Genomic DNA, 22,923 nt, shown 5'->3' with positions numbered 1-22,923 from the left:
AGCCCATGCATCCCGACCACGAACCCGCCTGGACGCCATCGGCCGCGCAGCAGGGACAGCCGCGGCAGGTGCGCCGCATCCTCAGACTCTTCCGTCCCTACCGCGGACGCCTGGCCGTCGTCGGACTCCTCGTCGGCGCCTCGTCGCTGGTCGGCGTCGCCACGCCGTTCCTGCTCAAGGCGATCCTCGACGTCGCGATCCCCGAGGGCCGCACCGGCCTGCTCAGCCTGCTCGCGCTCGGCATGATCCTCAGCGCCGTCCTGACCAGCGTCTTCGGCGTGCTCCAGACGCTGATCTCCACGACGGTCGGCCAGCGCGTCATGCACGACCTGCGCACTTCGGTCTACGGCCGTCTGCAGCGCATGTCGCTCGCCTTCTTCACCCGCACCCGCACCGGCGAGGTCCAGTCCCGCATCGCCAACGACATCGGCGGCATGCAGGCCACCGTCACCTCCACCGCGACCTCCCTGGTCTCCAACGCCACCAGCGTGATCGCCACTATCGTCGCGATGATCGCCCTCGACTGGCGCCTGACCGTCGTCTCCCTGGTCCTGCTGCCGGTCTTCGTCTGGATCAGTCGCCGCGTCGGCAGCGAGCGCAAGAAGATCACCACCCAGCGCCAGAAGCAGATGGCCGCGATGGCCGCCACCGTCACCGAGTCGCTCTCGGTCAGCGGCATTCTGCTCGGCCGGACGATGGGCCGTTCGGGCTCGCTCACCGACGCCTTCTCTCAGGAGTCCGAGCGGCTGGTCGACCTCGAGGTGCGGTCGAACATGGCCGGCCGCTGGCGCATGGCCGTCATCACCATCGTCATGGCCGCCATGCCCGCCTTCATCTACTGGACCGCGGGAATGGCCCTCCAACTCGGCGGCCCGCAGGTCTCCATCGGCACGATCGTCGCCTTCGTCTCGCTCCAGCAGGGCCTGTTCCGGCCGGCCGTCAGTCTGCTGTCCACCGGCGTCCAGATCCAGACCTCGCTCGCGCTGTTCCAGCGCATCTTCGAGTACCTCGACCTGCCCATCGACATCACCGAGCGCAAGGACCCCGTCCACCTCGACCGCGTCAAGGGCGAGGTCCGCTTCGAGAACGTCGAGTTCGACTACGACGGCAAGGGCGGCCCCATCCTCGACGGCATCGACCTCACCGTCCCGGCCGGCGGCAGCCTCGCGGTGGTCGGCCCGACCGGCGCCGGAAAGTCGACGCTCGGCCATCTCGTGCCGCGCCTGTACGACGTGACCGGCGGCCGGGTCACCCTCGACGGGGTCGACGTGCGCGACCTCGACTTCGACACCCTCGCCCGCGCGGTCGGCGTCGTCTCGCAGGAGACGTACCTTTTCCACGCCTCGGTCGCCGACAACCTGCGCTTCGCCAAGCCGGACGCCACCGACGAGGAACTGCACGCGGCGGCGCGGGCGGCCCAGATCCACGACCACATCGCGGCGCTGCCCGACGGCTACGACACGGTCGTCGGCGAGCGCGGACACCGCTTCTCCGGCGGTGAGAAGCAGCGCCTGGCCATCGCCCGCACCATTCTGCGCGACCCCCCGGTCCTCATCCTCGACGAGGCGACCAGCGCCCTGGACACCCGCACCGAGCACGCCGTCCAGGAGGCCATCGACGCCCTGTCGGCCAACCGCACCACCGTCACCATCGCGCACCGGCTGTCCACCATCAGGGGCGCCGACCAGATCGTGGTGCTCGACGCGGGGCGGGTCGCCGAACGGGGCACGCACGGGGAGTTGCTGGAGCGGGAGGGGCGCTATGCGGCGCTGGTGCGCCGGGATGCGCAACTGGAGCCGACGGGGTGACGATATGCCAGCTTTGTAAGCATGTGCGGGTTACCGTGCCCGCATGTACTTCAACACTCCGCCACGGAGCACGATTCGACTGACGCGCCGGGGGCGTATGGCTCTCATCGCCGCCGGCGCCGTCGTGGCCGGCACCGCCGTGGCGGTGCCGCTGCTGGTCATGGGCGAGGAGGAGGCGGCGCGGCCCACCTCGCTGGTGATCCCGGAGGGCTGGCGGGCGAGCCAGGTCTACACCGCCGTCGACAAGGCCCTCGCCCTGCCGTCCGGCACGACGAAGAAGTCCCTCGCCAAGCTCGACCTCAAGCTGCCGAACGCAGCCGACGGCAACCCGGAGGGCTACCTCTTCCCGGCGACGTACCCCCTGGAGGAGAACGGGAAGAGGGCGACGCCGGACTCCCTGCTGTCGGCCATGGTCGACACCGCCAACAAGAAGTTCAGCGGCGCCCCGATTGCCGCCGGCGCGCAACGCAACGCCATGAACGTCTATCAGGCGGTCACCATCGCCAGCATCGTCCAGGCCGAGGCCGCCACCAAGACCGACATGGGCAAGGTGGCCCGGGTGATCTTCAACCGGCTCGAACGCGGCATGCCGCTCCAGATGGACTCCACCATCAACTACGCGCTGAACCGCTCCACGCTCCGCACGACGGAGGCCGACACCCGGATCGAGAGCCCCTACAACTCGTACCAGCGCATGGGCCTGCCGCCCACGCCGATCGACAACCCCGGTGACGACGCCATGCGCGCGGCGACCAGTCCGGCCGCGGGCGACTGGCTGTACTTCGTCACGGTCAAGCCGGGCGACACCCGCTTCACCGCCGACTACGCCGAACACCAGCGCAACGTCGCCGAGTTCAACTCCCGGCAGAAGCAGAAGGCGAGCCCGAAGCAGACCAACTGAGCCGACGGGACGTCATACGGGATCCCGGCCCGCCCGTCGGCGCCTCACGCCGCCACCGGCTCCTCGGCCAGCAGCCGCCTGATGTCCCGTACGGCCGCGCGGCCGGCCCGGTTGGCGCCGATCGTGCTGGCGGAGGGGCCGTAGCCGACCAGGTGGACCCGGGGATCGGCGACCGCGCGCGTGCCGTCCACCCGGATGCCGCCGCCCGGCTCACGTAGGCGCAGCGGGGCCAGATGGTCGATCGCGGCCCGGAACCCGGTCGCCCACAGGATGACGTCCGCGGTCACCCGCCGACCGTCCTGCCACTCCACGCCGTCCGGCGTGATCCGGTCGAACATGGGCAGGCGGTCCAGGACGCCGTCCGCGAGCCCCTGCCGTACGGCGTCGTTCAGCGGCAGCCCCGTGACCGACACGACGCTCTTCGGCGGCAGCCCCTGCCGGACCCTGTCCTCGACGAGCGCGACCGCCGCGCGGCCCACGTCCTCGGTGAAGGGGCCCTCGCGGAAGACGGGCGGGCGCCGAGTGACCCAGGTCGTGGCCGCCGCGTACGGGGCGATCTCCAGCAGATGCTGCGTGCCGGAGGCTCCGCCGCCCACCACCACGACCCGCTGACCTGCGAACTCCTGTGGCCCGGGGTACTGTGCGGTGTGCAACTGCCGTCCCCGGAACGTCTCCTGGCCGCGGTAGCGCGGCCAGAACGGCCGGTCCCAGGTGCCGGTCGCGTTGATCAGCGCCCGTGTCGCCCACGTCCCCGCCGAGGTCTCGACGAGCAGCCGGCCGCCCGGGCCCTCGCGCACGGCACGCACGTCGACGGGCCGCCGGACCCGCAGGCCGAAGGTGCGTTCGTAGGTGTCGAAGTACTCGGCGATGACCTCGGACGACGGCCGCCCGGGGTCGGCGTCGGTCAGCTCCATGCCCGGCAGCGAGTGCATCCCGTGCACCTTGCCGTACGTAAGCGACGGCCACCGGAACTGCCAGGCGCCGCCCGGACCGGGGGAGTGGTCGAGGACGACGAAGTCACGGCCGGGCTCGAAACCGGTGCGCCGCAGGTGGTAGGCGCTGGAGAGACCTGCCTGGCCGGCGCCTGTGACGACTACGTCGACTTCTTCGACCGCCCCAATGTTGTTCACGCTTCTACTAACCGCGGCGAAGGCGCGGATCTTCCCGCCGCGTGAACCCCTGTGCATGGGTCAGGATGGAGGACATGTCAGACGCCTTCACCACCCGAGTTCTGAACGTCGCCTCCGGCTCCACGGAGCGGGTCGTGGACATCACCCGCGACTGCGAGGCATTCCTGCGGGAAGCGGCGGCCGGCCGCGACGGCCTGCTCAACATCTTCGTGCCGCATGCGACCGCCGGTGTCGCGATCATCGAGACGGGCGCCGGCAGCGACGACGACCTCCTGGCCGCCCTGCACACCCTGCTCCCCGCCGACGACCGCTGGCAGCACCGCCACGGCAGCCCCGGCCACGGCCGCGACCACGTCCTGCCGGCCATCGTCGCGCCCCACGCGACGCTGCCGGTGCTCGGCGGGCACCTGGAACTCGGGACGTGGCAGTCGGTGTGCCTGGTGGACACCAATAAAGACAATCCCAACCGTCAGGTGCGACTGAGCTTCCTGGGCTGAGCAGGATCATCCTGGGCGCGGACGCCATATTGCCTCACCACGCCGACGGCGAACATTTTCAGCGGCCTGCAGCCGACCACTACCGCACTCTTGCCCAGTGCTCCACCCTTCAGGCACCCCGGTTCAGGGGAGGATCGAGTCAACATAACCGCCGTCGACGCGCAGGGCCCCGCCGGTGGTCGCCGAGGCCTGGTCGGAGCTGAGGTAGACAACCATGTTGGCGATCTCCTCCGGCTCGATCAGCCGCTGGAGCAGGGACTGTGGTCGGTGCTCCCGCATGAAGACGCGCTGGGCCTTCTCCCAGGGCAGGTTGCGGTCGACGAGTTGGTAGACGAAGTCCTCCACGCCTCGCGTGTGGGTGGGGCCCGCGATGACGGAGTTCACCGTGACACCGGTGCCGGCGGCCTGTTTGGCGAAGCCCCGGCTCACGGCGAGCAGGGCGGTCTTCGACATGCCGTAGTGGATCATTTCGGCGGGGGTGACGATCGCCGAGTCGCTGGCGATGTACTGGACGCGTCCCCAGCCGCGTCCGGTCATGCCCGGCAGGAGGAGACGTGTGAGGCGCACGGCGGCCAGGACGTTCACCTCGAAGTAGCGCCGCCACTCCTCGTCGCTGATCTCCAGGGGGTCGGCGGACTCGAAGATGCCGAGGCTGTTGACGAGGATGTCCACCTGGGACAGGGCATCCACCGCCTGCCGCGCCCCCTCTTCCGTGGTCACGTCGGCGGCCACCGGCACCAGCTCGGCGCCGGGCGCTTCGCTGGTCAACCGGTCCACGGCCCGCCGCACCCGTTCGGCCGAGCGACCGTTGACGCCGACCCGGGCGCCGGCGCGGGCCAGACCCGAGGCGATCGCGGCGCCGATGCCCTGGGTGGAGCCGGTCACCAGAGCGGTGCGGCCCTTCAGATCGATCTGCATGCCGTTCCCCCAAGCCTTTCGTGCGGGGAGGGATGGAGTACCCGCGGGTGGTTCCGGGGCACCACCAGTCATACAGAAGAGGGCGCGGCGGGACACCGGTACGCGCCGGGGGACCAGGGGCGCGACCCAAGGTGCCGGAGTGCGTTGAGGGCGCACGGGAGCGGCGGCCGCTACGCATGGTTGTCGTCATATCGCTCTGGGTAATGCGAAGTTGACGACGGGACACACCCTGGGGAGGGCAGCAGGGATGACGGTGAAGGGTCTGGACACCGCATGCCGGCCCGTCGTCCGTCTCTCGGGAGCGCCGTACATACGCGTCCGCTGACGCTGTCGCCGTCCCGGCCTGCCCCTCTGGCGCCTCGGCACGTGTGCCTGCCCGCGCGGCTCGGCCGAGCCCCCGTTTCAGACGTCCCGTCCACCCATCCTGTGGAGATCCCTCATGCTGCATGCGCGAAGGCGACCCGCGTCGCCCTTACGGCCGTCACGCCGCGCCCGGCTGACGATCCCTCTCGTCATCGGCACGCTCCTGTCCACCGCCGCTCTCGCCGACGCCGCACCCTCGGCTAGAGCGGCGGCCCAACTCTGCCCCGACAAGGGGCACTCGGCGCCTTCCGACTGGGCGCTCACGTCCACCGATCCGTCGAACGACCACCACGCCTACGCCGCCAACGGCTATCTCGGGCAGAGCCTGCCGCCTGCGGGCACCGGCTACTCCGTCTCGGAGAGGGACACCGGCTGGCCGCTCAAGACGCCCCGCTACGACGGGGCGTTCGTGGCCGGCCTCTACGCGCACAACAAGCAGACCGCCGACGACCGCCACGTCATCGCGGCACTTCCCACCTGGTCCGGGCTGACCGTCACCGTCGGGCGGGAGACCTTCGGCCCGTCGACCCCCACCAACCGGATCTCGGACTACCGGCAGACCGTCTTCCTGCGCTGTGGCCTGGTACGCACGTCACTGACGTGGACCACCACCGACGGCCGGGCCACCGCCCTGGTCTACGACGTCGTCGCCGACCGCAAGTACCGTCACGTCGGCGCCGTACGGCTGTCCGTCACCCCGCGCTGGAGCGGCACCGCGAGCGTCACCGACCTCATCGACGGCCGGGGAGCGCGGCGCATCTCGGCCACCGGGGACGAGCCCGGCGGGTCCGTCGACGACCGGATCGCCGTGGCGTTCCGGACCGACGGCACCGGCGTGGACGGGGCGGTGGTGTCGACGCTGCGCCCGGACGCGGGCGTTCCGGTGCGTGGCCGGTCCCGTGGCGGCGAAGGGCTGACGGCGCACCAATCAGCGATGTTGCCGGTGCGCGACGGGCGCTCGTACGCGTTCACCAAGTTCGTCGGCGTCGATACCGGGCTGACCTCCCGCCGGCCCGCGCAGAGCGCCGCGGAGGAGTCGCGGCGGGCCGCAGATCGTGGCTGGGAGCGGCTGCTCGGACGACACGTCGCCGAGTGGGAGCAGCTGTGGAGTGGCGACATCGAGGTGAACGGCCATCCCGAGCTGCAGAGATGGCTGCGCTCCAGCCTCTACGGACTGCTGGCGAACTCCCGGGCCGGATCGCCGGACAGCATCGCCCCGGCCGGTCTGACCAGTGACGACTACGCGGGCCTGAAGTTCTGGGACGCCGAGACCTGGATGTTCCCGGGCCTGCTGGCCTTCCGGCCCGAACTCGCCCGGCCGGTCCTGGAGTACCGCTACCGCACGATGCCGGCCGCCCGGCAGAACGCCATAGCGCTGGGGCGACGCGGCCTGTTCTTCCCGTGGACGAGCGCCGACAAGGGGGACCTTGAGTCGGAGTGCCACAGCGTGGAGCCGGATCACTGCCGCACCCAGATCCACCTCCAGGCCGACATCGCCCTCGCCGCCTGGCAGTTCTACCAGCAGACCGCCGACAGTCAGTGGCTGCGCGAGCGGGGCTGGCCGCTGCTCAAGGGCATCGCCGAGTTCTGGGAGAGCCGCGTGACCCGCAACGGCGATGGCAGCTACTCCATCAAGAACGTCTCCGGGCCCGACGAGTACAGCAACTACAAGAACGACGCCGTCTACACCAACGCGGCCGCCGCCACCGCGCTGCGCCATGCCACCCGTGCCGCCGGCGTCCTCGGCGAGCGCGCACCGGACAGCTGGACGGCCATCGCCGACCGGCTGCGGATCCTGTACGACAAGGAGGCGAAGGTCTTCCGGCAGTACGACGGCTACAAGGGCGACCCGATCAAACAGGCCGACGCCGTCCTGTTGATCTACCCCCTCGAATGGCCCATGTCCGACGAGGCGGCCGCCAACACCCTCGACTACTACGCCGCCCGCTCCGACCCGGACGGCCCCGCCATGACGGACTCGGTGCACGCGGTGGACGCGGCGGCCATCGGCAAGCCCGGCTGTGTCACCGACACGTATCTGATGCGGTCCATCCGACCCTTCGTACGGGGGCCGTTCGCGCTGTTCTCCGAGGCGCGCGGGGAGCGGGCGGCCGGCGCCGGTGATCCGCACGCGGGGTTCCCCGCCGAGGACTTCCTGACCGGGAAGGGCGGCTTCGTACAGGTCTTCACCCACGGGCTCACCGGACTGCGCACCCGCTCGGGCAAGGTGCACCTGGACCCGATGCTCCCTCCGCAGCTGTCGAAGGGCGTCACGCTCAAGGGCCTGCGCGCGCACGGCAGGACGTACGAGGTGGCCATCGGCGCCGAGGAGACGCGGGTGCGGCTGATCCAGGGGGAGCCGTTCGAGCTGGAGACCCCACAGGGCACGCAGGTCGTCAGCGCCGCGGCGCCCGCGGTCCTCAAGACCCGCCGCCCCGACCTGGAGCCGACGGACAACGTGGCCCGCTGCCGGCCGGCCGAGGCAACCTCGGAGCAGCCCGGCCTGTACGCGGGCGCCGCCGTGGACGGGGACGGGATCACGTTCTGGTCGCCCAAGGCGGCCGAGGCCCACCTGACCGTCGACCTCGGGCGCACGGTGCGCGTCTCCAAGGTCTCGGTGGCGTGGTCCGACATCCGGCCGGCCTCGCACCGGCTGCTCGCCTCCGCCGACGGCGAGAACTGGCGCGAGGTGACGCCCGGCGGCACCGCCCGCTTCGTGAGGGTGGAAGTGCGGGCGGCTGATCCCGGAAACGACGGGAAGCGACCGGGAATCAAGGAATTGAGGGTCATTCAGGAGCCTTAATTCCACGGATCAATCACAAAAGGATCAGCCAGGAAGGGCTCTGCCCCCCGGTTTTCGAACCGGGGGGCACGGCCCTTTTTTATTTCCCCTCCTTCACTGACCGCGCAGGAGCATGCGACAGCGCACGGAACGCATCCCCCGGCGCACGAAATTCACGCCTCGGGGCACGCAAAACGTTGTCATCTCATCGCACGATTAACCCTTTCGAGGGAATCTCTGACTCCGCCATTTACGAAATACCCGGCCGCCCTCTCAATGGAATAGACCCCCCTTTCCCGGCAGTTGCCGATTCCTGTTCTGCAAGCGAAGCGGAAGGAAGTCCCCATGAACCGTCGGCGGATTTCAGCCATCGCCCTGGCGGCTCTCCTGCCCCTCCTCGGCAGCGCCACCCACGCGCCGGCCGTGTCGGCCGCTCCGGCGGACTGCCACCTGAACGACCAGCTCTGCCGCCTCGGCCCCAAGGAGTTCCCCACGTCGGTGAAGAAGCTGCTGGTCGGCTACGAGCGGCTGGGCGGCCTCAGCCCGAAGACGTTCCTGAAGATCTACTGGGACGGCACGGAGTACCCGGCGGAAGGCACCTGGCGCTACCCGGACCAGTCCGGCTTCCACGTCAGCGACGACCAATCCGTGGACAAGAAAAAGGTCACCCTCAAAGTGAATCGCGAACTCGACCGTTTCGGATCACTCAAGGGCACCTACCTCGCCAATCGAGGCACGCCATTCAAGGAACGCGCCCTGCCACCCACGGCACTCAACAAGGACCGGTTCCTGTACACCACCTTCCGCGTCAAAAAGGAGTTCCAGGTCTACGAAGGCAAGACCACTCCGCACTTCAACCAAATCGGCGGCGGAACACAGCAGGAACTGGACCCGAATCTCGTTCCTGGAGCTCCCAAGGACAAGAAAGATCTCCTCGGGTGGCTCATCAAGAACGACTTCCTGGTCAAGACCGGCAACACGGCCTGAGAAAAGAGGGGAAGCATCATGAGCAAGTACGACGTCGATGTTCTCATCGTCGGAAGCGGTCCGGTCGGGGCCACTTTCGCGCGGAAGCTGGTGGACGCGGGACACCATGTCCTGATGATCGACGCCGGTGCGCAACTCTCCGGGAGCTACGGAGAGCACCTCAAGAACAGCTTCCTGTACCAGAAGAACGTGGACCTGTTCGCGTCGGTCATCCGCGGCCATCTGCATCCGCTGTCCATCGCGAAGGACGACTCCCCCGTGGTCACCCTCGACCCGTCCTCCTTCTCGTACGACTCCGAGGACTGGCCGGGATTCGTCCTCAACAACCAGAACCCCGAGCAGAAGAAGCGCGACAACCTCGGCGCGTCCGCGGCCACTTACGCCGTCGGCGGCATGGCCACGCACTGGACCTGCGCCGTACCGGAGTTCCACGCCACCCTGGAGCGCACGTACAACGGCGAGGCCTACCCCATCGACGCGACCACGATGGACAAGCTCTACAAGGAGGCGGCCGGTCTCCTGCACAGGTCCGAGGCGGTCTTCGCCTCCTCGGCACGCCACCTGCTGGTCCGTGAGGTGCTGCACCGCGCGAAGTTCACCGACGTGCGGGAACTGCCGCTCGCCGTCAGCGCGCGCCCCGACCAGGCGAAGTCCGACGCCGTGCACTGGAGCGCCGCGGACACCGTGCTCGGCACGCTCGCCGACCCCCGCCACACGCCCACCCAGGGCTCCTTCCGGCTGCTGCCCGAGCACCAGTGCACCAGGCTGGAACTCACCGACGACGGCAACGGCCAGCAGCGCGTGACCGGGGTGAAGGTCCGCAACCTCCGCGACCTCAACGAGAAGGTGACGATCAACGCCGAGGTGTACGTCGTCGCCTGCAACCCGGTGCTCACCCCGCAGCTGCTGTTCGCCTCGGAGCTGCGGAGCGAGTCGCTCGGCCGCTATCTGACCGAGCAGCCGATGGCGTTCTGCCAGACCGTGCTCAAGCAGTCGATCCTCGACGACGTCGTCACCCTGCTGGAGAAGTACCCCGACGCCAAGACGCGGGTGAAGGAGTACATCGACAAGCAGAGGCAGAAGCAGCAGGAGAAGACCCCGGGCGCGGACCCCGTGCCATTCCCGAAGGGCGAGCTGGAGCCGAACCTGTGGATCCCGGCCGTGCCGGGGCAGCCCTGGCACTGCCAGATCCACCGCGACGCCTTCAGCTACGGCGAGGTGCCGCCCAACATCGACAGCCGGCTCATCGTCGACCTGCGGTGGTTCGGGATGTCCCGGCCCCGGCTCAGCAACCGCGTGACGTTCAGCCGCGACATCAAGGACACCTTCGGCATGCCCCAGCCGACGTTCCACTTCGAGCTCACCAAGGAGGAGCGGGCCGACTGCGGCAGGATGATGGACCACATGATGCGGGTCGCCGCCCAGCTCGGCGGCTTCATGCCCGGATCGGAGCCGCAGTTCCTCACCCCGGGCCTGCCGCTGCACATCGCGGGCACCACGCGGATGGGCAAGAACGAGAAGACAAGCGTCGTCGACCCCAACTCGCAGGTGTGGAAGGTCAAGAACCTCTTCCTCGGCGGCAACGGCCTGCACCCGTTCGGCAACGCCGCCAACCCCACGCTGACCAGCGTCGCCATGGCGCTGCAGGCGGTCGAGAAGATCAAGACCATCCTGCCGAGCTCTTGAAGGCGTAGGGGAGAGCCGACCATGACACCGATCAGGCTGGCCGAGACGCACCTCGGCATCACCCCGACCTGCTGGACCAACGACGACTTCCCGCTGCTGGGCGACGACATCCCCTTCGAGCAGTGCGTCAGCGAGATCAGGCTGGCGGGCTTCGAAGGGTGCAGCATCGGCCACAAGTTCCCCACCGACGCGGACGCGCTGAACGCGGCCCTCGCGCTGCGCGAACTCAGCGTCACCGAGCCGTGGGTGAGTACGTTCTTCACCGTGCCCGGTATGCGCAGGCGGACCATCGCGGCCTTCGAGGAGCGGATGGACTTCCTCGACGCGATCAAGGGCCCGGTGAAGACCCGGAGCATCGGAGTGGCCGAGTTCGGCAACTCCATCCACCTCATGCCCATCAGCCTCAGCGACTCCAAGCCCGTGTTCACCGAGGACCACTGGAAGGCGCTGACACAAGGGCTCGACGAGATCGGCAGGCTCGCCAAGGAGCGGGACTTCCAGCTGGTCTACCACCCCCACATGGGCACCGGGGTGCAGACCCAGGCCGAGGTGGACACGCTCATGCGGCGCACCAACGCCCAGTACGTCCATCTGCTGCTGGACACCGGCCACCTGTACTGGGCCGGCGGCGACCCGGTGGCGGTGATCAACGCGCATGCCGACCGCATCCGGCACGTGCACCTGAAGAACATCCGCACCGCGGTGCGCGACAGGCCCGGGTTGGCCTCGGCCAGCTTCGAGGAGTTCGTCAGGGCGGGCATCTTCACAGTCCCCGGCGACCGGACCGGAGCGGTCCCCTTCCCGGCCGTCCTGACCGCTCTGGATTCCAAGCAGTACAAGGGCTGGCTGGTCGTCGAGGCCGAGCAGGACCCGCACGGCCGGCGACCACCGCTCCACTACGCCAAGCTGGCCCGCGAGTACCTGAGGAAGGAGCTGGGGCGGTGACCGCACACGCCACGCCGAAGTTCACCGAGTCGGTCATCGACGCCGACCCCCGCGACGGCTACTTCCTCCAGGCCGTCGACATCGACGGCGACGGCCGCCCCGACCTGGTCGCCTCCGGTCTCAGCCGCGGCGAGGTCGTCTGGTACCAGAACCCGTCCTGGACGAAGCGGACCATCGTGTCCCTGACCGACCACAAGCCCGTCGCCCTGGACACCGCGGACCTCACCGGTGACGGTTTGCCGGACCTGGTCCTCAGCCACGACTACGGCAAGTGCATGTTCAACTGCGGCCCGCAGGACGGCAGGATCTCCTGGCTGCAGAACCCCGGCACGGGCAAATGGGACGCCGCGTGGACCCGCCGGCACGTGGCCGACCTGGTCGCCACCCACCGGTTACGGCTGGGCCACTTCACCACCGACCGGCGACTGCAACTGGCCGCCTTCCCGGTGGTCGGGCCGCAGGGAGGCGAAGCCGGCGTCCACTCGCCCGTGCACGTCATGCTGTACGACCTCCCCGACGACGTGCTGACCGCCGAGGCCTGGCCGGGCCAGGCCGTGGACACCTCGCACTTCACCGTGGTGCACGGTGTGGTGTCGGCCCGCTTCCCCGGCACCCCGCGACCGGACCGGGAGTCGTTCCTGCTGGCCGGCGGTGAGGGGATCAGCTGGCTGGGCCCCGGTCCCGGCGCCGCGCCGGGCAGCCCCTGGCAACACGTCACGCTCGGCACAGGCGTGCCGCCGCAGAAGTCGCCGGAACTGGGCCGCTACTTCCAGGGCAGCGGCAACCTCGCGGTCGGGCGGATCGGCGGACGGTCCTGCGCGGTGATCGTCACGCTGGAGCCGTTCCACGGGAACACCGTCGCGGCATACGTGCGGCCCAACGGCACCGCCTCACCGTTCGCCAAGCCGTGGCGGCGAAAGGTGCTGAAGACCTTTGCCCATCCCAGCGCCCAGTACGACGCCGTAGGACATCACGTGGTCGTGGCGGACTTCGACAACGACGGCGACGACGAGTTCCTGATCGGCATGCGGGGACCCGCTCCGGCGCAGGGCGTCTGGTACTACAAGCTCGACGCGCAGGGGAACACGCTCATCGAGCAGCAGGTGAGCACCGAGTCCACCGCCCGCATCGCCGTCGCGGACTTCAACGGCGACGGCAGGCTGGACTTCGCCATCACCGCCTACGACACGGTGGGCTACTACCGGACCAAGGACCCGAAGGTACGCCTCTACACCAACGCCTTCGCCTGGCCCGGCCCGGTCACACCCCCACCCGGCGGCGACGGCTGAGCGGCCCATCCGCGGCGGGGCGATCCCCCGCCGCGGATCTCGCTGGGTACATCCCGCGATACGGGTTCTGCACCCGATCTGGTCAAGTCACCGTCCGGGTAGCGCCGTTGGCGGTGGCGGTGCACACGGTGGGCATCGCTCGACGCGACTCTCTGCTTCGACGTGCTGATCAAGGTTGGCGACGCGCTTCGGTACGTCTCCCAGGATCCCGCGGAACCCGACGCCACCGTCAGGTGGCTGGTCGACACCGCCAAGGAGGCGGCCCCGGCAGGTAGGACGGGCCGCAGGGCATTGCCGTGCGCGGGCGAGCAGATGGGACTTCAACATGGCCAAGCCAGGTGGCACGCGGAGTGTTTGCGCTGGGGAGTAGGGTCGGGGTCGTCCTGACGGAGGTTGGCGGACTCCAACCGGGACAACCCCGATCGGCAGGTGCGGTTGTCGTTCCTTGCGTGACGAGGGTGCGACTGTAGGTCTGAAGTCCGGCCGAACCAAACGTGTCACCTTTCTTGCGGGCTCCTGGCCTTGTCTCTGATCGGCCGTGGGTGCGAGTCCCACCCGCCCCACCGGTGGTCATCTATGCAGGAAGGTTCTGACCTGCGGAAACGCGGTTGGACGGGTGCTTTGCGTGAGGTGGAGTCGACCAGCGCACGGTGATCGGCACGCATTCACCAAGCGGCAGATCGCGCCCCAGCTCTCCCGCAACGCGATCGCCGGGCAGGACGATCCGGCGATCCTCAAGGAGTTGTACGACGAGTTGGAGTCGGTGGAGTGGCGCCAGTACACGATTGGCAACAGTGCGACGGCGCTCGGTGTGATCCTCGCCGTGTTCGAGCGACAGGGCGAGCTCTCGGAGTCCTGGCCAACAACTCAAGGGAGGTCTAGGTTCTGTCCGGCGGATCATGGTCGGAGCCAGGGTCTGATTGCTGCGGCGGTGACGGTGCCGTGGAAGACGTAGGCCCTCTTGTCGTAACGGGTGGCGACGGCCCGGGAGTTCTTGAGCCTGTTGATGGTTCGTTCGACCTCGTTGCGGCGTTTGTAGGTCTCGTTGTCGAAGCCGGCGGGTCGGCCGCCTTTGCCGCCGCGTCTTTTGCGGTGGGCCCGCTGGTCCTTCGGTTCCGGAATGGTGTGCTTGATCTGGCGTCTTCGCAGGTAGCGGCGGTTGCGGCGGGAACTGTATGCCTTGTCTGCGCTGAGGTGATCGGGCCGGGTGCGCGGGTGTCCGCCCTGGAGGCGGGGAACACGGATGCGGCCAAGGACCTCGATCATCTGTGGAGCATCACCGAACTGGCCCGGTGTGAGCAGGACGGCCAGGGGGCGGCATCCGCCGTCACCCGCGAGGTGGATCTTGCAGGTCAGGCCGCCCCGGGACCGCCCAAGTCCCTCGGCGGGGCGGTGGTTTCGGGGCGTCGTCCTTTTTTCGGGACGCGCGGCTTGGTCTTGCGGGCACCGGCCGCGTGCTGATGAGCCCGGCAGGACGTCGAGTCCACGCCGACCATGCTCCAGTCGATCCGGCCGGCCAGATCGGCATCCGCCTGGACCGCACGCAGGATCCGGTCCCACGTGCCGTCTGCCGACCAGCGCCGGTGGCGTTCATAGACGGTCTTCCAGCTGCCGGGTGAAGATCGCGGCGTTCGCCATCAGCTCCTTCATCGCCAGCGCCGCGGGGACCCTGTACGGCTACAACTTCGGCTCCGTCAGCGCGGTCCGGTTCACCGCGCTGGCCGCACTCGGCCTCATCGGCTTCGCCTACATCGGCGGCATCACGATGGTCTCCGGAGCCGTCATCGCCGGCCTGATGTCCACCGAGGCACTCGTCCCGCACGCCCTGGACAAGTGGTTCGGCATCAAGGGGACCTGGGCCCTGCTCTTCGCCGGCGTCTCCCTGATCGTGACGCTGATCGCGAACCCGGACGGCATCGCGGGCGCCAACCACCGCCGTAAGAAGGCCAAGAGAGCCGCCCGCGCGGCGAAAGCCGCCCCGGCCATCGCCGTGAACGCCGCACCGGACACCCCCGGGCCGGAAACGGCGCCCACCCCCGAGGAGGTCGCACGATGAGTATGTTCAAGGTCCGTTCGCTGGGCGTCAGTTACTGCGGCGTCCACGCACTCAGCGACGTCACCCTGGATGTCGCCGAAGGCCAACTGGTGGGACTGATCGGCCCAACGGCGCGGGCAAGACCACCTTCGTGGACGCGGTCAGCGGACTGGTCGGCGCCCGGGGCCGGGTGGAACTGGACGGCGAGGACCTGACCGGCGTGCCACCGCATGCCCGGGCCCGCCGAGGTCTCGCCCGCACCCTCCAGAGCAGCGAACTCTTCGAGGACCTCACGGTGGCGGAGAACCTGCGCGTGACGGCGGAACACCCGAGCTGGGTCAGGGTTTTCGGCGAGACCTTCGGCCGCCGCACGCCGCCGCCCTCCGCCGTCGCCGATGCCCTCACCACCCTGGGTCTGCAGGATTTCGCCGACGCATCCCCGGCCGAGCTGTCCCAGGGACAGCGCAAACTCGTCGGCGTGGCTCGGGCCCTGGCCGCCCGCCCCCGCATCATCTGCCTCGACGAGCCCGCCGCCGGCCTGGACACCGCGGAGAGCGCCGAACTCGGCCGCCGCCTGCGTGCCGTCGCCGACGCCGGTACCGCACTGCTCCTCATCGACCACGACATGGGCCTGGTGATGGGCATCTGCGACCACCTGGTCGTCCTGGAGTTCGGCAAGGTGATCGCGGCGGCGCCCCCGAGCCGGGTCCGCGACGACCCCGCCGTCATCACCGCCTATCTCGGCGCGTCCGCCGTCCAGCCCACCGACGCACCCGTACCGGACGGCGGCACTCCTTCCTCCCTCACCACCGGCCGGCCCGTGGTGCCCAGCAGCGCACCGGAGACAACATGAGCACACCCGTCCTGGAAGTGGCCGGACTCACCGCCGGCTACGACGGAGCCCCCGTCGTCCGCGACCTCGGCATCACCGTCGGCGCAGGCGAGGTCGTCGCCCTGCTGGGAGCCAACGGCGCGGGCAAGACAACGACGCTCAAGGCCGTCTCGGGACTGCTGCGTCCCTCCGCAGGCACCATCACCTTCACCGGAAGACCCCTCGACCAGGTGCCGGCGGCGGCCCGCGCGCGACGGGGCATCGCTCACGTCCCGGAAGGCAGGGGCATCTTCTCCTCACTGACCGTGGCCGAACACCTGCGGCTGCGACACCGGGGAGAACGGCTCGACGAGGAGGCGGCGTACGCCTACTTCCCGGTCCTGACCCGCCTGCGGGACCGCAAGGCGGGTCTCCTGTCCGGCGGAGAACAGCAGATGCTCGCTCTGGGACGGGCCCTGGCCCGTCGTCCCCAGCTGCTGCTGCTCGACGAACTCAGTCTCGGCCTCGCCCCGGTCATCGTCGAGGAACTGCTGCCCGTCGTCCGGCGCTTCGCCGACGATTCCGGCTGCGGGGTGCTGCTCGTCGAGCAGCACGTCGGCCTCGCCCTGGAGGTCGCCGACCGGGGCTGCGTCCTCTCCCACGGCGAACTCACCGTGCAGGCAACGGCCCGGGAACTGAGAGCGGACCGGTCTCGGATCGCGGCCGGTTACCTGGGCGAAGGTTCCTGACCGCCTCACCGGCACGGACCAAGTCTGTCCACTCACCCTTTCCCAGGAGAATCATGTTCACTTTCGACAGTGGCCAGGACGGCGTACGCATCCACGTGCACGAGTGGCAGCCCGCCGGCCCGCCGCGCGGTGTGGTGCAGATCGCGCACGGCATGGGCGAACACGCCGGCCGATACGTCGCGCTCGCCCAGGCGCTGACGGCCCGGGGCTTCGCCGTGTACGCAGGCGACCACCGGGGACACGGGCTCAGCAGGCATGCCGCACCCGGCCATCTCGGCGAGGACGGGTGGAACCGACTCGTCGGCGATCTGGTGACACTCTCCGAGACCATCCGGGAGCGGCACCCCGGCCTGCCTCTGGTGCTGCTCGGCCACAGCCTCGGCTCCTTCGCCGCGCAGCAGTACGTACTGCACCACTCCCACCTGATCGACGCCCTGGCTCTGGCCGGCACCACCGCGGTCGACGTGATGATGGCCAACCAGGCGGCCGACAGCGGGGACCCGCTCGTCGCCCTCAACAAGGGCTTCGAACCCGCTCGGACGCTGTTCGACTGGCTCAGCCGCGACCCCGAAGCCGTCGACGCCTACCTCGCGGACCCGCTCTGCGGCTCCAGCCTCGACGCCGAGGGAATGCGACAGGTCGCCGTCGCCTCCGCAGCACTCGCGCAGCCCCAGGGCGTCCCGGCACACCTGCCTGTCTACGTCCTGGTCGGCGACCGGGACCCGCTCAACGCCGGGCTCACGCTGAGTCACCTGCTCGTCGACCGCTACCGGCAGGCCGGCCTCACCGACATCACCTACCGCATATACCCCGAAGCGCGGCACGAGCTGTTCAACGAGACCAACCGCACCGAAGTCGAGGGCGACCTGCTGGCCTGGCTGGAGCGGGTACTCGCGCGCCTCGAAAACGAGCGGGTGCTGCCGTGAGACCGGCTGACGGCGGTCAGGTGATCGGCACCAGCCGCCACTGCTGGCAGTCGTTGTTCAGCCAGGACCACTGACGGACGTCGGTGCCGTCGGCGGTGCCACAGTTGGCGACGTCGGCGACCTTGCCGCTGTTCTCGTTCACGATCCGTACGTAGTCACCTGTGGCCGTGTACACCAGGCGGAACTTCTGGCAGTTGTTGTTCAGCCAGGACCACTGCCGGAGGTCCGTGCCGTCGGCCGTGCCGCAGTTGGCGGTGTCCATGACCTTGCCGGTCGCGATGCTCACCAGCCGGTTGGTGTCGTTGCCCAGGTCCTCGATCCGCCACTTCTGGTTGGCGCCGCCGTTGCAGGTCCACTGGAGGATGTTGGTGCCGTCGGCGGTGTTGCCGCCCGCGACGTCCAGGCACTTGCCGCTGTTGCGGTTCACGAGCGTGTACGCGGTCGGGGTGGCCGCCGTCTCCCCGGAGGGGCCGGCCAGGGTGGTGCCGAGGGCCACGGGGGTACCGAGGTTGGGTGTGCCGTCGGCGTTCCAGGTGAACTTCTGGGCGCGGGTGGTGCGCTCGTTGCCGCAGCGGTCGGTGGTGGAGTCGTTGGCGTGGTAGACGATCCAGTTCTCGGTGCCGTCGGGCGAGGTGAAGAAGCCGTTGTGACCGGGGCCGTAGACGCCGGCCGCGTCATCGCGGCGGAAGACCGGTGACGGCTTCTTCGTCCAGGCGGCGGGGTTCAGTGGGTGGCCGCCGGTCAGTTCCAGTTGGCCGAGCTGGTAGTCGGGGGTGTCGCAGGCGCTCGCGGAGTAGATGAGGAAGGTGCGGCCGTCACGCTGAAGCGCCTCCGGGCCTTCGTTGATGGCTGCCTTCTGGGTCTCCCAGCTGAGGGTCGGCGTGGAGATGACACTCCAGTTCCCGCTGACGGTGTACGGGTTGGTCATCGGGGCGATGACCAGGCTGGGCGGCGTGCCGCTGTTCGTCCTTCCGCTGCCGACCATGTACGTCTGACCGTTCACCCGCAGGACGCTCGCGTCGATCAGCCAGTTGGCCGGGTAGAGGTCGGGGCCGGTGATCATGGACTTGTAGCTGTAAGGGCCCATCGGGTCCGTGCCGGCGCTCTCCAGGACGTGGGTGCGTTGGGTGCCGTTCGCCCCGCAGCACGGGGTGCCGCTCTGCCCGGCGCTGTAGTAGAGGTACCAGTGGCCGTCGGAGAAGTGGATCTCCGGGGCCCAGATGTTGGAGTTGCGGGTGGGAGTGGTGTCCGACCAGATCTGCACGCTGGGAGCGGTGGCGAGGCCGGCGAGGGTGGGCGACTTGCGCATGCCCAGGACGCCGGTGAACGTGGTGGTGACGAGGTAGTAGTTGCCGTCGTAGTACTCGAGCCAGGGGTCGGCACCCTTCACCGACTTGAGCGGGTTCGTGTACGGTCGGCCGTCCGCCGCGGACGCGGGTCCCTGTGCACAGACCAGCGCCGTGAACAGAGCCAAGACGCTGGCCAACCACGACCTGAGATGGCGAATGTGCACGGTACTTCCTTTCAGCAAGGGGATGCCGGCGCTCTCCCAGGGAGGCACCGGCATCCCGGCTTCAGGTCAGTTCGTCACGCGGAAGGTGGCGTCGCTGCGCCCTGTCGCGGTGGTGATCGGGTCGAGGCGGAGCTGGTACGCGTAGTGCCGGATATAGCGGTCCGGGTGGTTGTACGACTGGAACGACGACCAGCTCGCGTCGGCGAGCCCGGCGACCTGCCGGAACGTGGCGTCCGCGGCGAACTGGGCGGTGCCGTCGTTGCGGACCAGCTGGAAGTCGTAGTTGGAGTGGCGCAGGAAGTAGCCGGGGTAGTTCACCGACTCGAAGGAGACGGTGCCGGAGCCGGCCAGGCCGGGCCGCAGCCGGAACTGGGCGTCCGGGCCGGTGATGTTCTGGTCGATGCGCACGTCGAAGTTGGCGTGCCGCACGTACCGGTCCTGGAAGTTGAACGACTGGAGGCGCTTGGCCGGGATGTCGCTCCAGCGTGCGAGGACGCGGGACTCCTCGGCGGCCGTGAGGTTCAGGATCGAGCCGTGGCGCTTCTTGTTGACGCCCATGTTGTAGCTTCCCGACGCCGGGAGCTTGTAGCTGCCGGGGGCGGAGGGGTCGGTCGTCGTGACTGGCAGGTACCCGCGTCCGGAGGCGTACTGGTCGAGGTACAGGGTCCACTCGTTGCGGTCGCGGAACTTCATCCACATCGGACCCTCGACCTGGGCACCGGTCAGGCCGATGCCGGAGAGGTTGCCGAGGTTGGTCCACGTCCCCAGGATCGAGTTGCTGCCTTCGAGGGTGATCTGTCCGTCGCCGGAGGCCCGCACATAACGGTAGGCGCCGACGCCGGCCGGAAGCTCGACGATCTGGGTGTCGATGATTTCCTGGGTGCCGGGGCGCTCGATGTAGATCTGCGGGGTGGAGATGGTGCGGAAGTCGCCGGTGCGGGCGTAGTAGATGCGGTGCTTCGTCTTGCCGTCGACCGGCTTGTTCGTCGCCCAGTACAGGACGTAGTCGTTGGTCTCGGGGTTCCAGATCGCTTCCGGCGCCCAGGCGTTGCGCCCGTCGGGGATCGCGCCGGCGACGTTGAGCAGCCACGGCTGGGACCAGTTGACCAGGTCCGTCGACTCCCACACCACGAGGTTGCGGCTGCCGTTGTTGATGGAGCCCTCCCAGTTCTGCCCGCAGCCGATGCACAGGTCGGTCGCGATGATCCAGTACTTGTCACCGCCCGGGGAGCGGACCAGTGCGGGATCACGTACCCCCTTCGTGCCGACGGTGGAGAGCAGGACCGGCGCCCCGCCGTTGAGGTCGTTCCAGTGGAGGCCGTCCGCGCTGTGCGCGAGGTACATCTGCTGACCGGTCGACCCCTCACCGATGAAGTGCGCCATCAGATAGCCCGGGTCGGCGGCGGCCGCCCGCTGAGGTGTGGCCAGGGATTGGGAGGTGAAGAAGAGACCGACGGCGACCAATATCGCCGCGAGCCGGGTGAGCAGCCTTGACATGTGCGTGTCCTGTCTTTCTGCGGGTTTGCTGCGGCGGACGATCTGTTCCGCACCGGTAGACGCGTGAGTCGTGTTCATGACAGAGTCGCCGCGCTGCGTTCGACATGTCGGACATTGTTCGTGAATTCGGGCGAAAAATTAGAGGGGGTAAGCGCAGGTGTCAAGAGGGGTGAGACAGCAGGTCCAGCGATGCCTCCCTCTGTCCTCGGGATGGGCGTACGTACAGGAGACGCACCGGCGCATCGCGCATAACGGAAAACACGGAATGGACGAAAAACTGGGGCGGCACCCGAGAAGCGGCCCACACGCATCCTCCGGATCCGCTCCTGGCACACTGTCGCCCTCGGCACATCGGCACGGCGACGGGACGGGTGGGGCGGGGTGCGCTCGCAGGACAGGCAGGAACAGCCGGACGTCGCCGTCGTCATGGCGGCGCGGGCCGGGGACCGGCAGGCCTCGGAACAGCTGATACGGGACTGTCTGCCGTTGGTCTACAACATCGTCGGGCGGGCGCTGGACGGGCACAACGACGTCGACGACGTGGTCCAGGAGACGATGATGCGGGTCCTGGACGGGCTGCCCGGACTGGCGCAACCGGATCGGTTCCGGTCCTGGCTCGTCGCCATCACCGTGCGACAGATCCGTGACCGGTGGCGCAGAGGGCGCACCCGGCTCGACGCGGAACCCCTGGAGGAGAACGCCCAGGAAGCAGATCCGCAGGCTGACTTCGCCGACCTGGCAATCCTTCGGCTTGCGCTGTCGGGCCAGCGGCGTGAAGCGGTGGAGGCGACCCGCTGGATGGAGGACGAGGAACGCGAGGTACTCGCGCTGTGGTGGATGGAGAGCGCCGGTGAACTGACCCGCGGCGAGCTCTCGGCGGCCTGCGGCCTCACACCCCAGCATGCCGCGGTCCGAGTCCAGCGGGTCAAGGAACGGCTGGAGACGGCGCGCACCGTGGTACGAGCCGTGACGGCCTCGCCGCGCTGCCCGGACCTGGCCGCCGTGCTCACCTCGTGGAACGGACGGCCGTCCGCGCTGTGGCGCAAGCGGCTGGCACGCCATGTCCGCGACTGTCCGCAGTGCCTGTTGAACTCGTCCGACCTGATACCGGCGGAGGGGCTGCTGGCCGGCCTCGCGCTGGTGCCGGTGCCGGCCGGCTTGGTCGGCCTGGTGCTGGCCAGGGCTCTGGGGGCGGACTCGGCCGGGGCGACCATCGACGCGGGGACGCGTACGGCGAGCGGTGCGAATCGTACGGCGCGGACGATCGGCAGGCTGGCCGCCAAGCCCGCGGCGACAGCGGTCGCTGGTGCCGTCACGCTCGCGGCTGCCGGAGTGGCCTGGTACACCGCCACGGGATCGCACGAGCCGGCCCCGCGGCCCGCCGTCGCGGCCCCGCAGTCGCCCGCCGCCTCGTCCGCGCCGCCGTCCCCGAGAACATCCGCCTCACCGACACCGACACCGACACCGACATCGACGCCGACAGCAGCCCCGGCGACGACGGCTGAGGCGCGGGTTTCGGGGCGGCATGCCCTACGGTCGGTCGACAACCCCGGCGACTACGTGAGCCAGTCCGGCGGACTCGGCATCCTGGGTCCGGTCGGCGCCACCAGCTCCGCGGCCATCCGGCAGGCGGCCACCTTCACGTTCGTTCCCGGCCTGGCCGACCCCCGCTGCTACTCACTGAGGGACGCCAGGGGCAGGTATCTGCGGCACTACGCCTTCCGCATCCGGCTGGACGCCGACGACGGATCCGTCATCTTCCAGAAGGACGCCACCTTCTGCCTCCGTTCCGGTTCCACGGCCGGTTCGGCCTCCCTGGAGTCGTACAACTACCCCGGCCGCTACCTCCGCCACCGGGACAACCTCCAGCTGTGGCTCGACCCTTTCGAGAACACGGCCGCGTACCGGGCCGGCCGCTCCTTCGTCCTCGTGGCGCCCTGGACCTGACACTGAACGGCCCTGAAACTCGCGTGACGCCGGCCCGCCCCGACGAGGACGCGCCGGGTGTCCTCTCGGTCAGGTCGTAGCCCTGCTGCAGTGCGCGCAATGGGGCCGAGTGGCCGAGCCGGACGGCGTCCGCGCCACG

The 22,923-nt window shown here is 69.3% G+C and carries 17 protein-coding genes and 1 pseudogene; 13 read left to right on the top strand and 5 right to left on the bottom strand.

What is annotated here, in order from left to right:
* Window positions 1–5 precede the first annotated feature (5 nt).
* On the top strand, window positions 6–1,808 hold the full coding sequence (locus ACP4J3_RS03595; protein WP_426530258.1) for an ABC transporter ATP-binding protein: 1,803 nt from the start codon (window positions 6–8) through the stop codon (window positions 1,806–1,808).
* A gap of 43 nt (window positions 1,809–1,851) precedes the next feature.
* Window positions 1,852–2,709, top strand: a complete 858-nt coding sequence (gene mltG, locus ACP4J3_RS03590; protein ID WP_426530256.1) for an endolytic transglycosylase MltG — start codon at window positions 1,852–1,854, stop codon at window positions 2,707–2,709.
* A 44-nt stretch (window positions 2,710–2,753) separates the two neighbouring features.
* Here the strand turns inward: mltG and ACP4J3_RS03585 are convergent, their stop codons facing one another.
* On the bottom strand, window positions 2,754–3,839 hold the full coding sequence (locus ACP4J3_RS03585; RefSeq protein WP_426530254.1) for an NAD(P)-binding domain-containing protein: 1,086 nt from the start codon (window positions 3,837–3,839) through the stop codon (window positions 2,754–2,756).
* Window positions 3,840–3,913: 74 nt separating this feature from the next.
* Here ACP4J3_RS03585 and ACP4J3_RS03580 point away from each other — a divergent pair, with 74 nt between their 5' ends.
* Window positions 3,914–4,336, top strand: a complete 423-nt coding sequence (locus tag ACP4J3_RS03580; protein ID WP_426530252.1) for a YjbQ family protein — start codon at window positions 3,914–3,916, stop codon at window positions 4,334–4,336.
* 123 nt (window positions 4,337–4,459) lie between these two features.
* On the opposite strand, the gene ACP4J3_RS03575 is transcribed toward ACP4J3_RS03580, so the two are convergent.
* Complete coding sequence (locus ACP4J3_RS03575) at window positions 4,460–5,254, bottom strand: SDR family NAD(P)-dependent oxidoreductase (RefSeq protein WP_426530250.1); 795 nt, start codon at window positions 5,252–5,254, stop codon at window positions 4,460–4,462.
* A gap of 439 nt (window positions 5,255–5,693) precedes the next feature.
* Here ACP4J3_RS03575 and ACP4J3_RS03570 point away from each other — a divergent pair, with 439 nt between their 5' ends.
* From ACP4J3_RS03570 to ACP4J3_RS03550, 5 genes are all read left to right on the top strand, one after another.
* On the top strand, window positions 5,694–8,420 hold the full coding sequence (locus ACP4J3_RS03570; RefSeq protein ID WP_426530248.1) for a discoidin domain-containing protein: 2,727 nt from the start codon (window positions 5,694–5,696) through the stop codon (window positions 8,418–8,420).
* Between the two features lie 324 nt (window positions 8,421–8,744).
* A complete protein-coding gene (locus ACP4J3_RS03565) occupies window positions 8,745–9,386 on the top strand; it encodes a TNT domain-containing protein (RefSeq protein ID WP_426530246.1) in 642 nt (213 codons plus the stop codon).
* A gap of 18 nt (window positions 9,387–9,404) precedes the next feature.
* The gene (locus ACP4J3_RS03560; protein ID WP_426530244.1) at window positions 9,405–11,072 is read left to right on the top strand and encodes a pyranose oxidase; all 1,668 of its coding nucleotides are present in this window, start codon (window positions 9,405–9,407) and stop codon (window positions 11,070–11,072) included.
* A gap of 21 nt (window positions 11,073–11,093) precedes the next feature.
* Window positions 11,094–12,017: a myo-inosose-2 dehydratase gene (gene iolE, locus ACP4J3_RS03555; RefSeq protein WP_426530242.1), complete on the top strand. Its 924-nt coding sequence runs from the start codon at window positions 11,094–11,096 to the stop codon at window positions 12,015–12,017.
* On the top strand, window positions 12,014–13,306 hold the full coding sequence (locus ACP4J3_RS03550) for an FG-GAP repeat domain-containing protein (RefSeq protein WP_426530240.1): 1,293 nt from the start codon (window positions 12,014–12,016) through the stop codon (window positions 13,304–13,306). Before iolE ends, ACP4J3_RS03550 begins: the two co-directional genes overlap by 4 nt.
* Window positions 13,307–14,203: 897 nt before the next feature.
* On the opposite strand, the pseudogene ACP4J3_RS03545 reads toward ACP4J3_RS03550, so the two are convergent.
* A pseudogene (locus tag ACP4J3_RS03545) lies at window positions 14,204–14,922 on the bottom strand (IS5 family transposase); the annotation flags it as partial.
* Between ACP4J3_RS03545 and ACP4J3_RS03540 the strand changes: the two are divergent.
* From ACP4J3_RS03540 to ACP4J3_RS03525, 4 genes are all read left to right on the top strand, one after another.
* Window positions 14,922–15,362 (top strand): hypothetical protein, encoded by a 441-nt coding sequence (locus ACP4J3_RS03540; RefSeq protein WP_426530238.1) that lies wholly within the window; start codon window positions 14,922–14,924, stop codon window positions 15,360–15,362. The pseudogene ACP4J3_RS03545 and the gene ACP4J3_RS03540 sit on opposite strands and share 1 nt — an antisense overlap.
* 130 nt (window positions 15,363–15,492) lie before the next feature.
* Window positions 15,493–16,194, top strand: a complete 702-nt coding sequence (locus ACP4J3_RS03535) for an ABC transporter ATP-binding protein (protein WP_426530236.1) — start codon at window positions 15,493–15,495, stop codon at window positions 16,192–16,194.
* On the top strand, window positions 16,191–16,901 hold the full coding sequence (locus ACP4J3_RS03530) for an ABC transporter ATP-binding protein (protein WP_426530234.1): 711 nt from the start codon (window positions 16,191–16,193) through the stop codon (window positions 16,899–16,901). Before ACP4J3_RS03535 ends, ACP4J3_RS03530 begins: the two co-directional genes overlap by 4 nt.
* 53 nt (window positions 16,902–16,954) lie before the next feature.
* Window positions 16,955–17,827 carry an alpha/beta hydrolase gene (locus ACP4J3_RS03525; protein ID WP_426530232.1) on the top strand — a complete coding sequence of 291 codons (873 nt, stop codon included), beginning with the start codon at window positions 16,955–16,957 and terminating at the stop codon, window positions 17,825–17,827.
* A gap of 16 nt (window positions 17,828–17,843) precedes the next feature.
* Here ACP4J3_RS03525 and ACP4J3_RS03520 read toward each other — a convergent pair whose 3' ends face one another.
* Both ACP4J3_RS03520 and ACP4J3_RS03515 read right to left on the bottom strand, forming a co-directional pair.
* Window positions 17,844–19,340, bottom strand: coding sequence for a family 43 glycosylhydrolase (locus ACP4J3_RS03520; protein WP_426530230.1), 1,497 nt, complete (start codon window positions 19,338–19,340; stop codon window positions 17,844–17,846).
* A gap of 66 nt (window positions 19,341–19,406) precedes the next feature.
* A complete protein-coding gene (locus ACP4J3_RS03515; protein WP_426530228.1) occupies window positions 19,407–20,837 on the bottom strand; it encodes a glycoside hydrolase family 43 protein in 1,431 nt (476 codons plus the stop codon).
* A 381-nt stretch (window positions 20,838–21,218) separates the two neighbouring features.
* Here ACP4J3_RS03515 and ACP4J3_RS03510 point away from each other — a divergent pair, with 381 nt between their 5' ends.
* Window positions 21,219–22,784, top strand: coding sequence for a sigma-70 family RNA polymerase sigma factor (locus ACP4J3_RS03510; RefSeq protein ID WP_426530226.1), 1,566 nt, complete (start codon window positions 21,219–21,221; stop codon window positions 22,782–22,784).
* Window positions 22,785–22,923 lie beyond the last annotated feature (139 nt).

Source organism: Streptomyces sp. UG1 (assembly GCF_049974585.1).
In the GTDB taxonomy this organism is placed as follows: Bacteria; Actinomycetota; Actinomycetes; order Streptomycetales; family Streptomycetaceae; genus Streptomyces.
The sequence above is the reverse complement of the archived record's forward strand: the minus strand, read 5'-3'. Positions and strand labels throughout refer to the sequence as shown.

What these genes read in the sequence shown, in the direction of transcription:
- ACP4J3_RS03595 (WP_426530258.1), top strand. Translation starts at nt 6, where the DNA reads ATGCATCCCGACCACGAACCCGCCTGGACGCCATCGGCCGCGCAGCAG.
- mltG (WP_426530256.1), top strand. Translation starts at nt 1,852, where the DNA reads ATGTACTTCAACACTCCGCCACGGAGCACGATTCGACTGACGCGCCGG.
- ACP4J3_RS03580 (WP_426530252.1), top strand. Translation starts at nt 3,914, where the DNA reads ATGTCAGACGCCTTCACCACCCGAGTTCTGAACGTCGCCTCCGGCTCC.
- ACP4J3_RS03575 (WP_426530250.1), bottom strand. Translation starts at nt 5,254, where the DNA reads ATGCAGATCGATCTGAAGGGCCGCACCGCTCTGGTGACCGGCTCCACC.
- ACP4J3_RS03570 (WP_426530248.1), top strand. Translation starts at nt 5,694, where the DNA reads ATGCTGCATGCGCGAAGGCGACCCGCGTCGCCCTTACGGCCGTCACGC.
- ACP4J3_RS03565 (WP_426530246.1), top strand. Translation starts at nt 8,745, where the DNA reads ATGAACCGTCGGCGGATTTCAGCCATCGCCCTGGCGGCTCTCCTGCCC.
- ACP4J3_RS03560 (WP_426530244.1), top strand. Translation starts at nt 9,405, where the DNA reads ATGAGCAAGTACGACGTCGATGTTCTCATCGTCGGAAGCGGTCCGGTC.
- iolE (WP_426530242.1), top strand. Translation starts at nt 11,094, where the DNA reads ATGACACCGATCAGGCTGGCCGAGACGCACCTCGGCATCACCCCGACC.
- ACP4J3_RS03530 (WP_426530234.1), top strand. Translation starts at nt 16,191, where the DNA reads ATGAGCACACCCGTCCTGGAAGTGGCCGGACTCACCGCCGGCTACGAC.
- ACP4J3_RS03525 (WP_426530232.1), top strand. Translation starts at nt 16,955, where the DNA reads ATGTTCACTTTCGACAGTGGCCAGGACGGCGTACGCATCCACGTGCAC.
- ACP4J3_RS03515 (WP_426530228.1), bottom strand. Translation starts at nt 20,837, where the DNA reads ATGTCAAGGCTGCTCACCCGGCTCGCGGCGATATTGGTCGCCGTCGGT.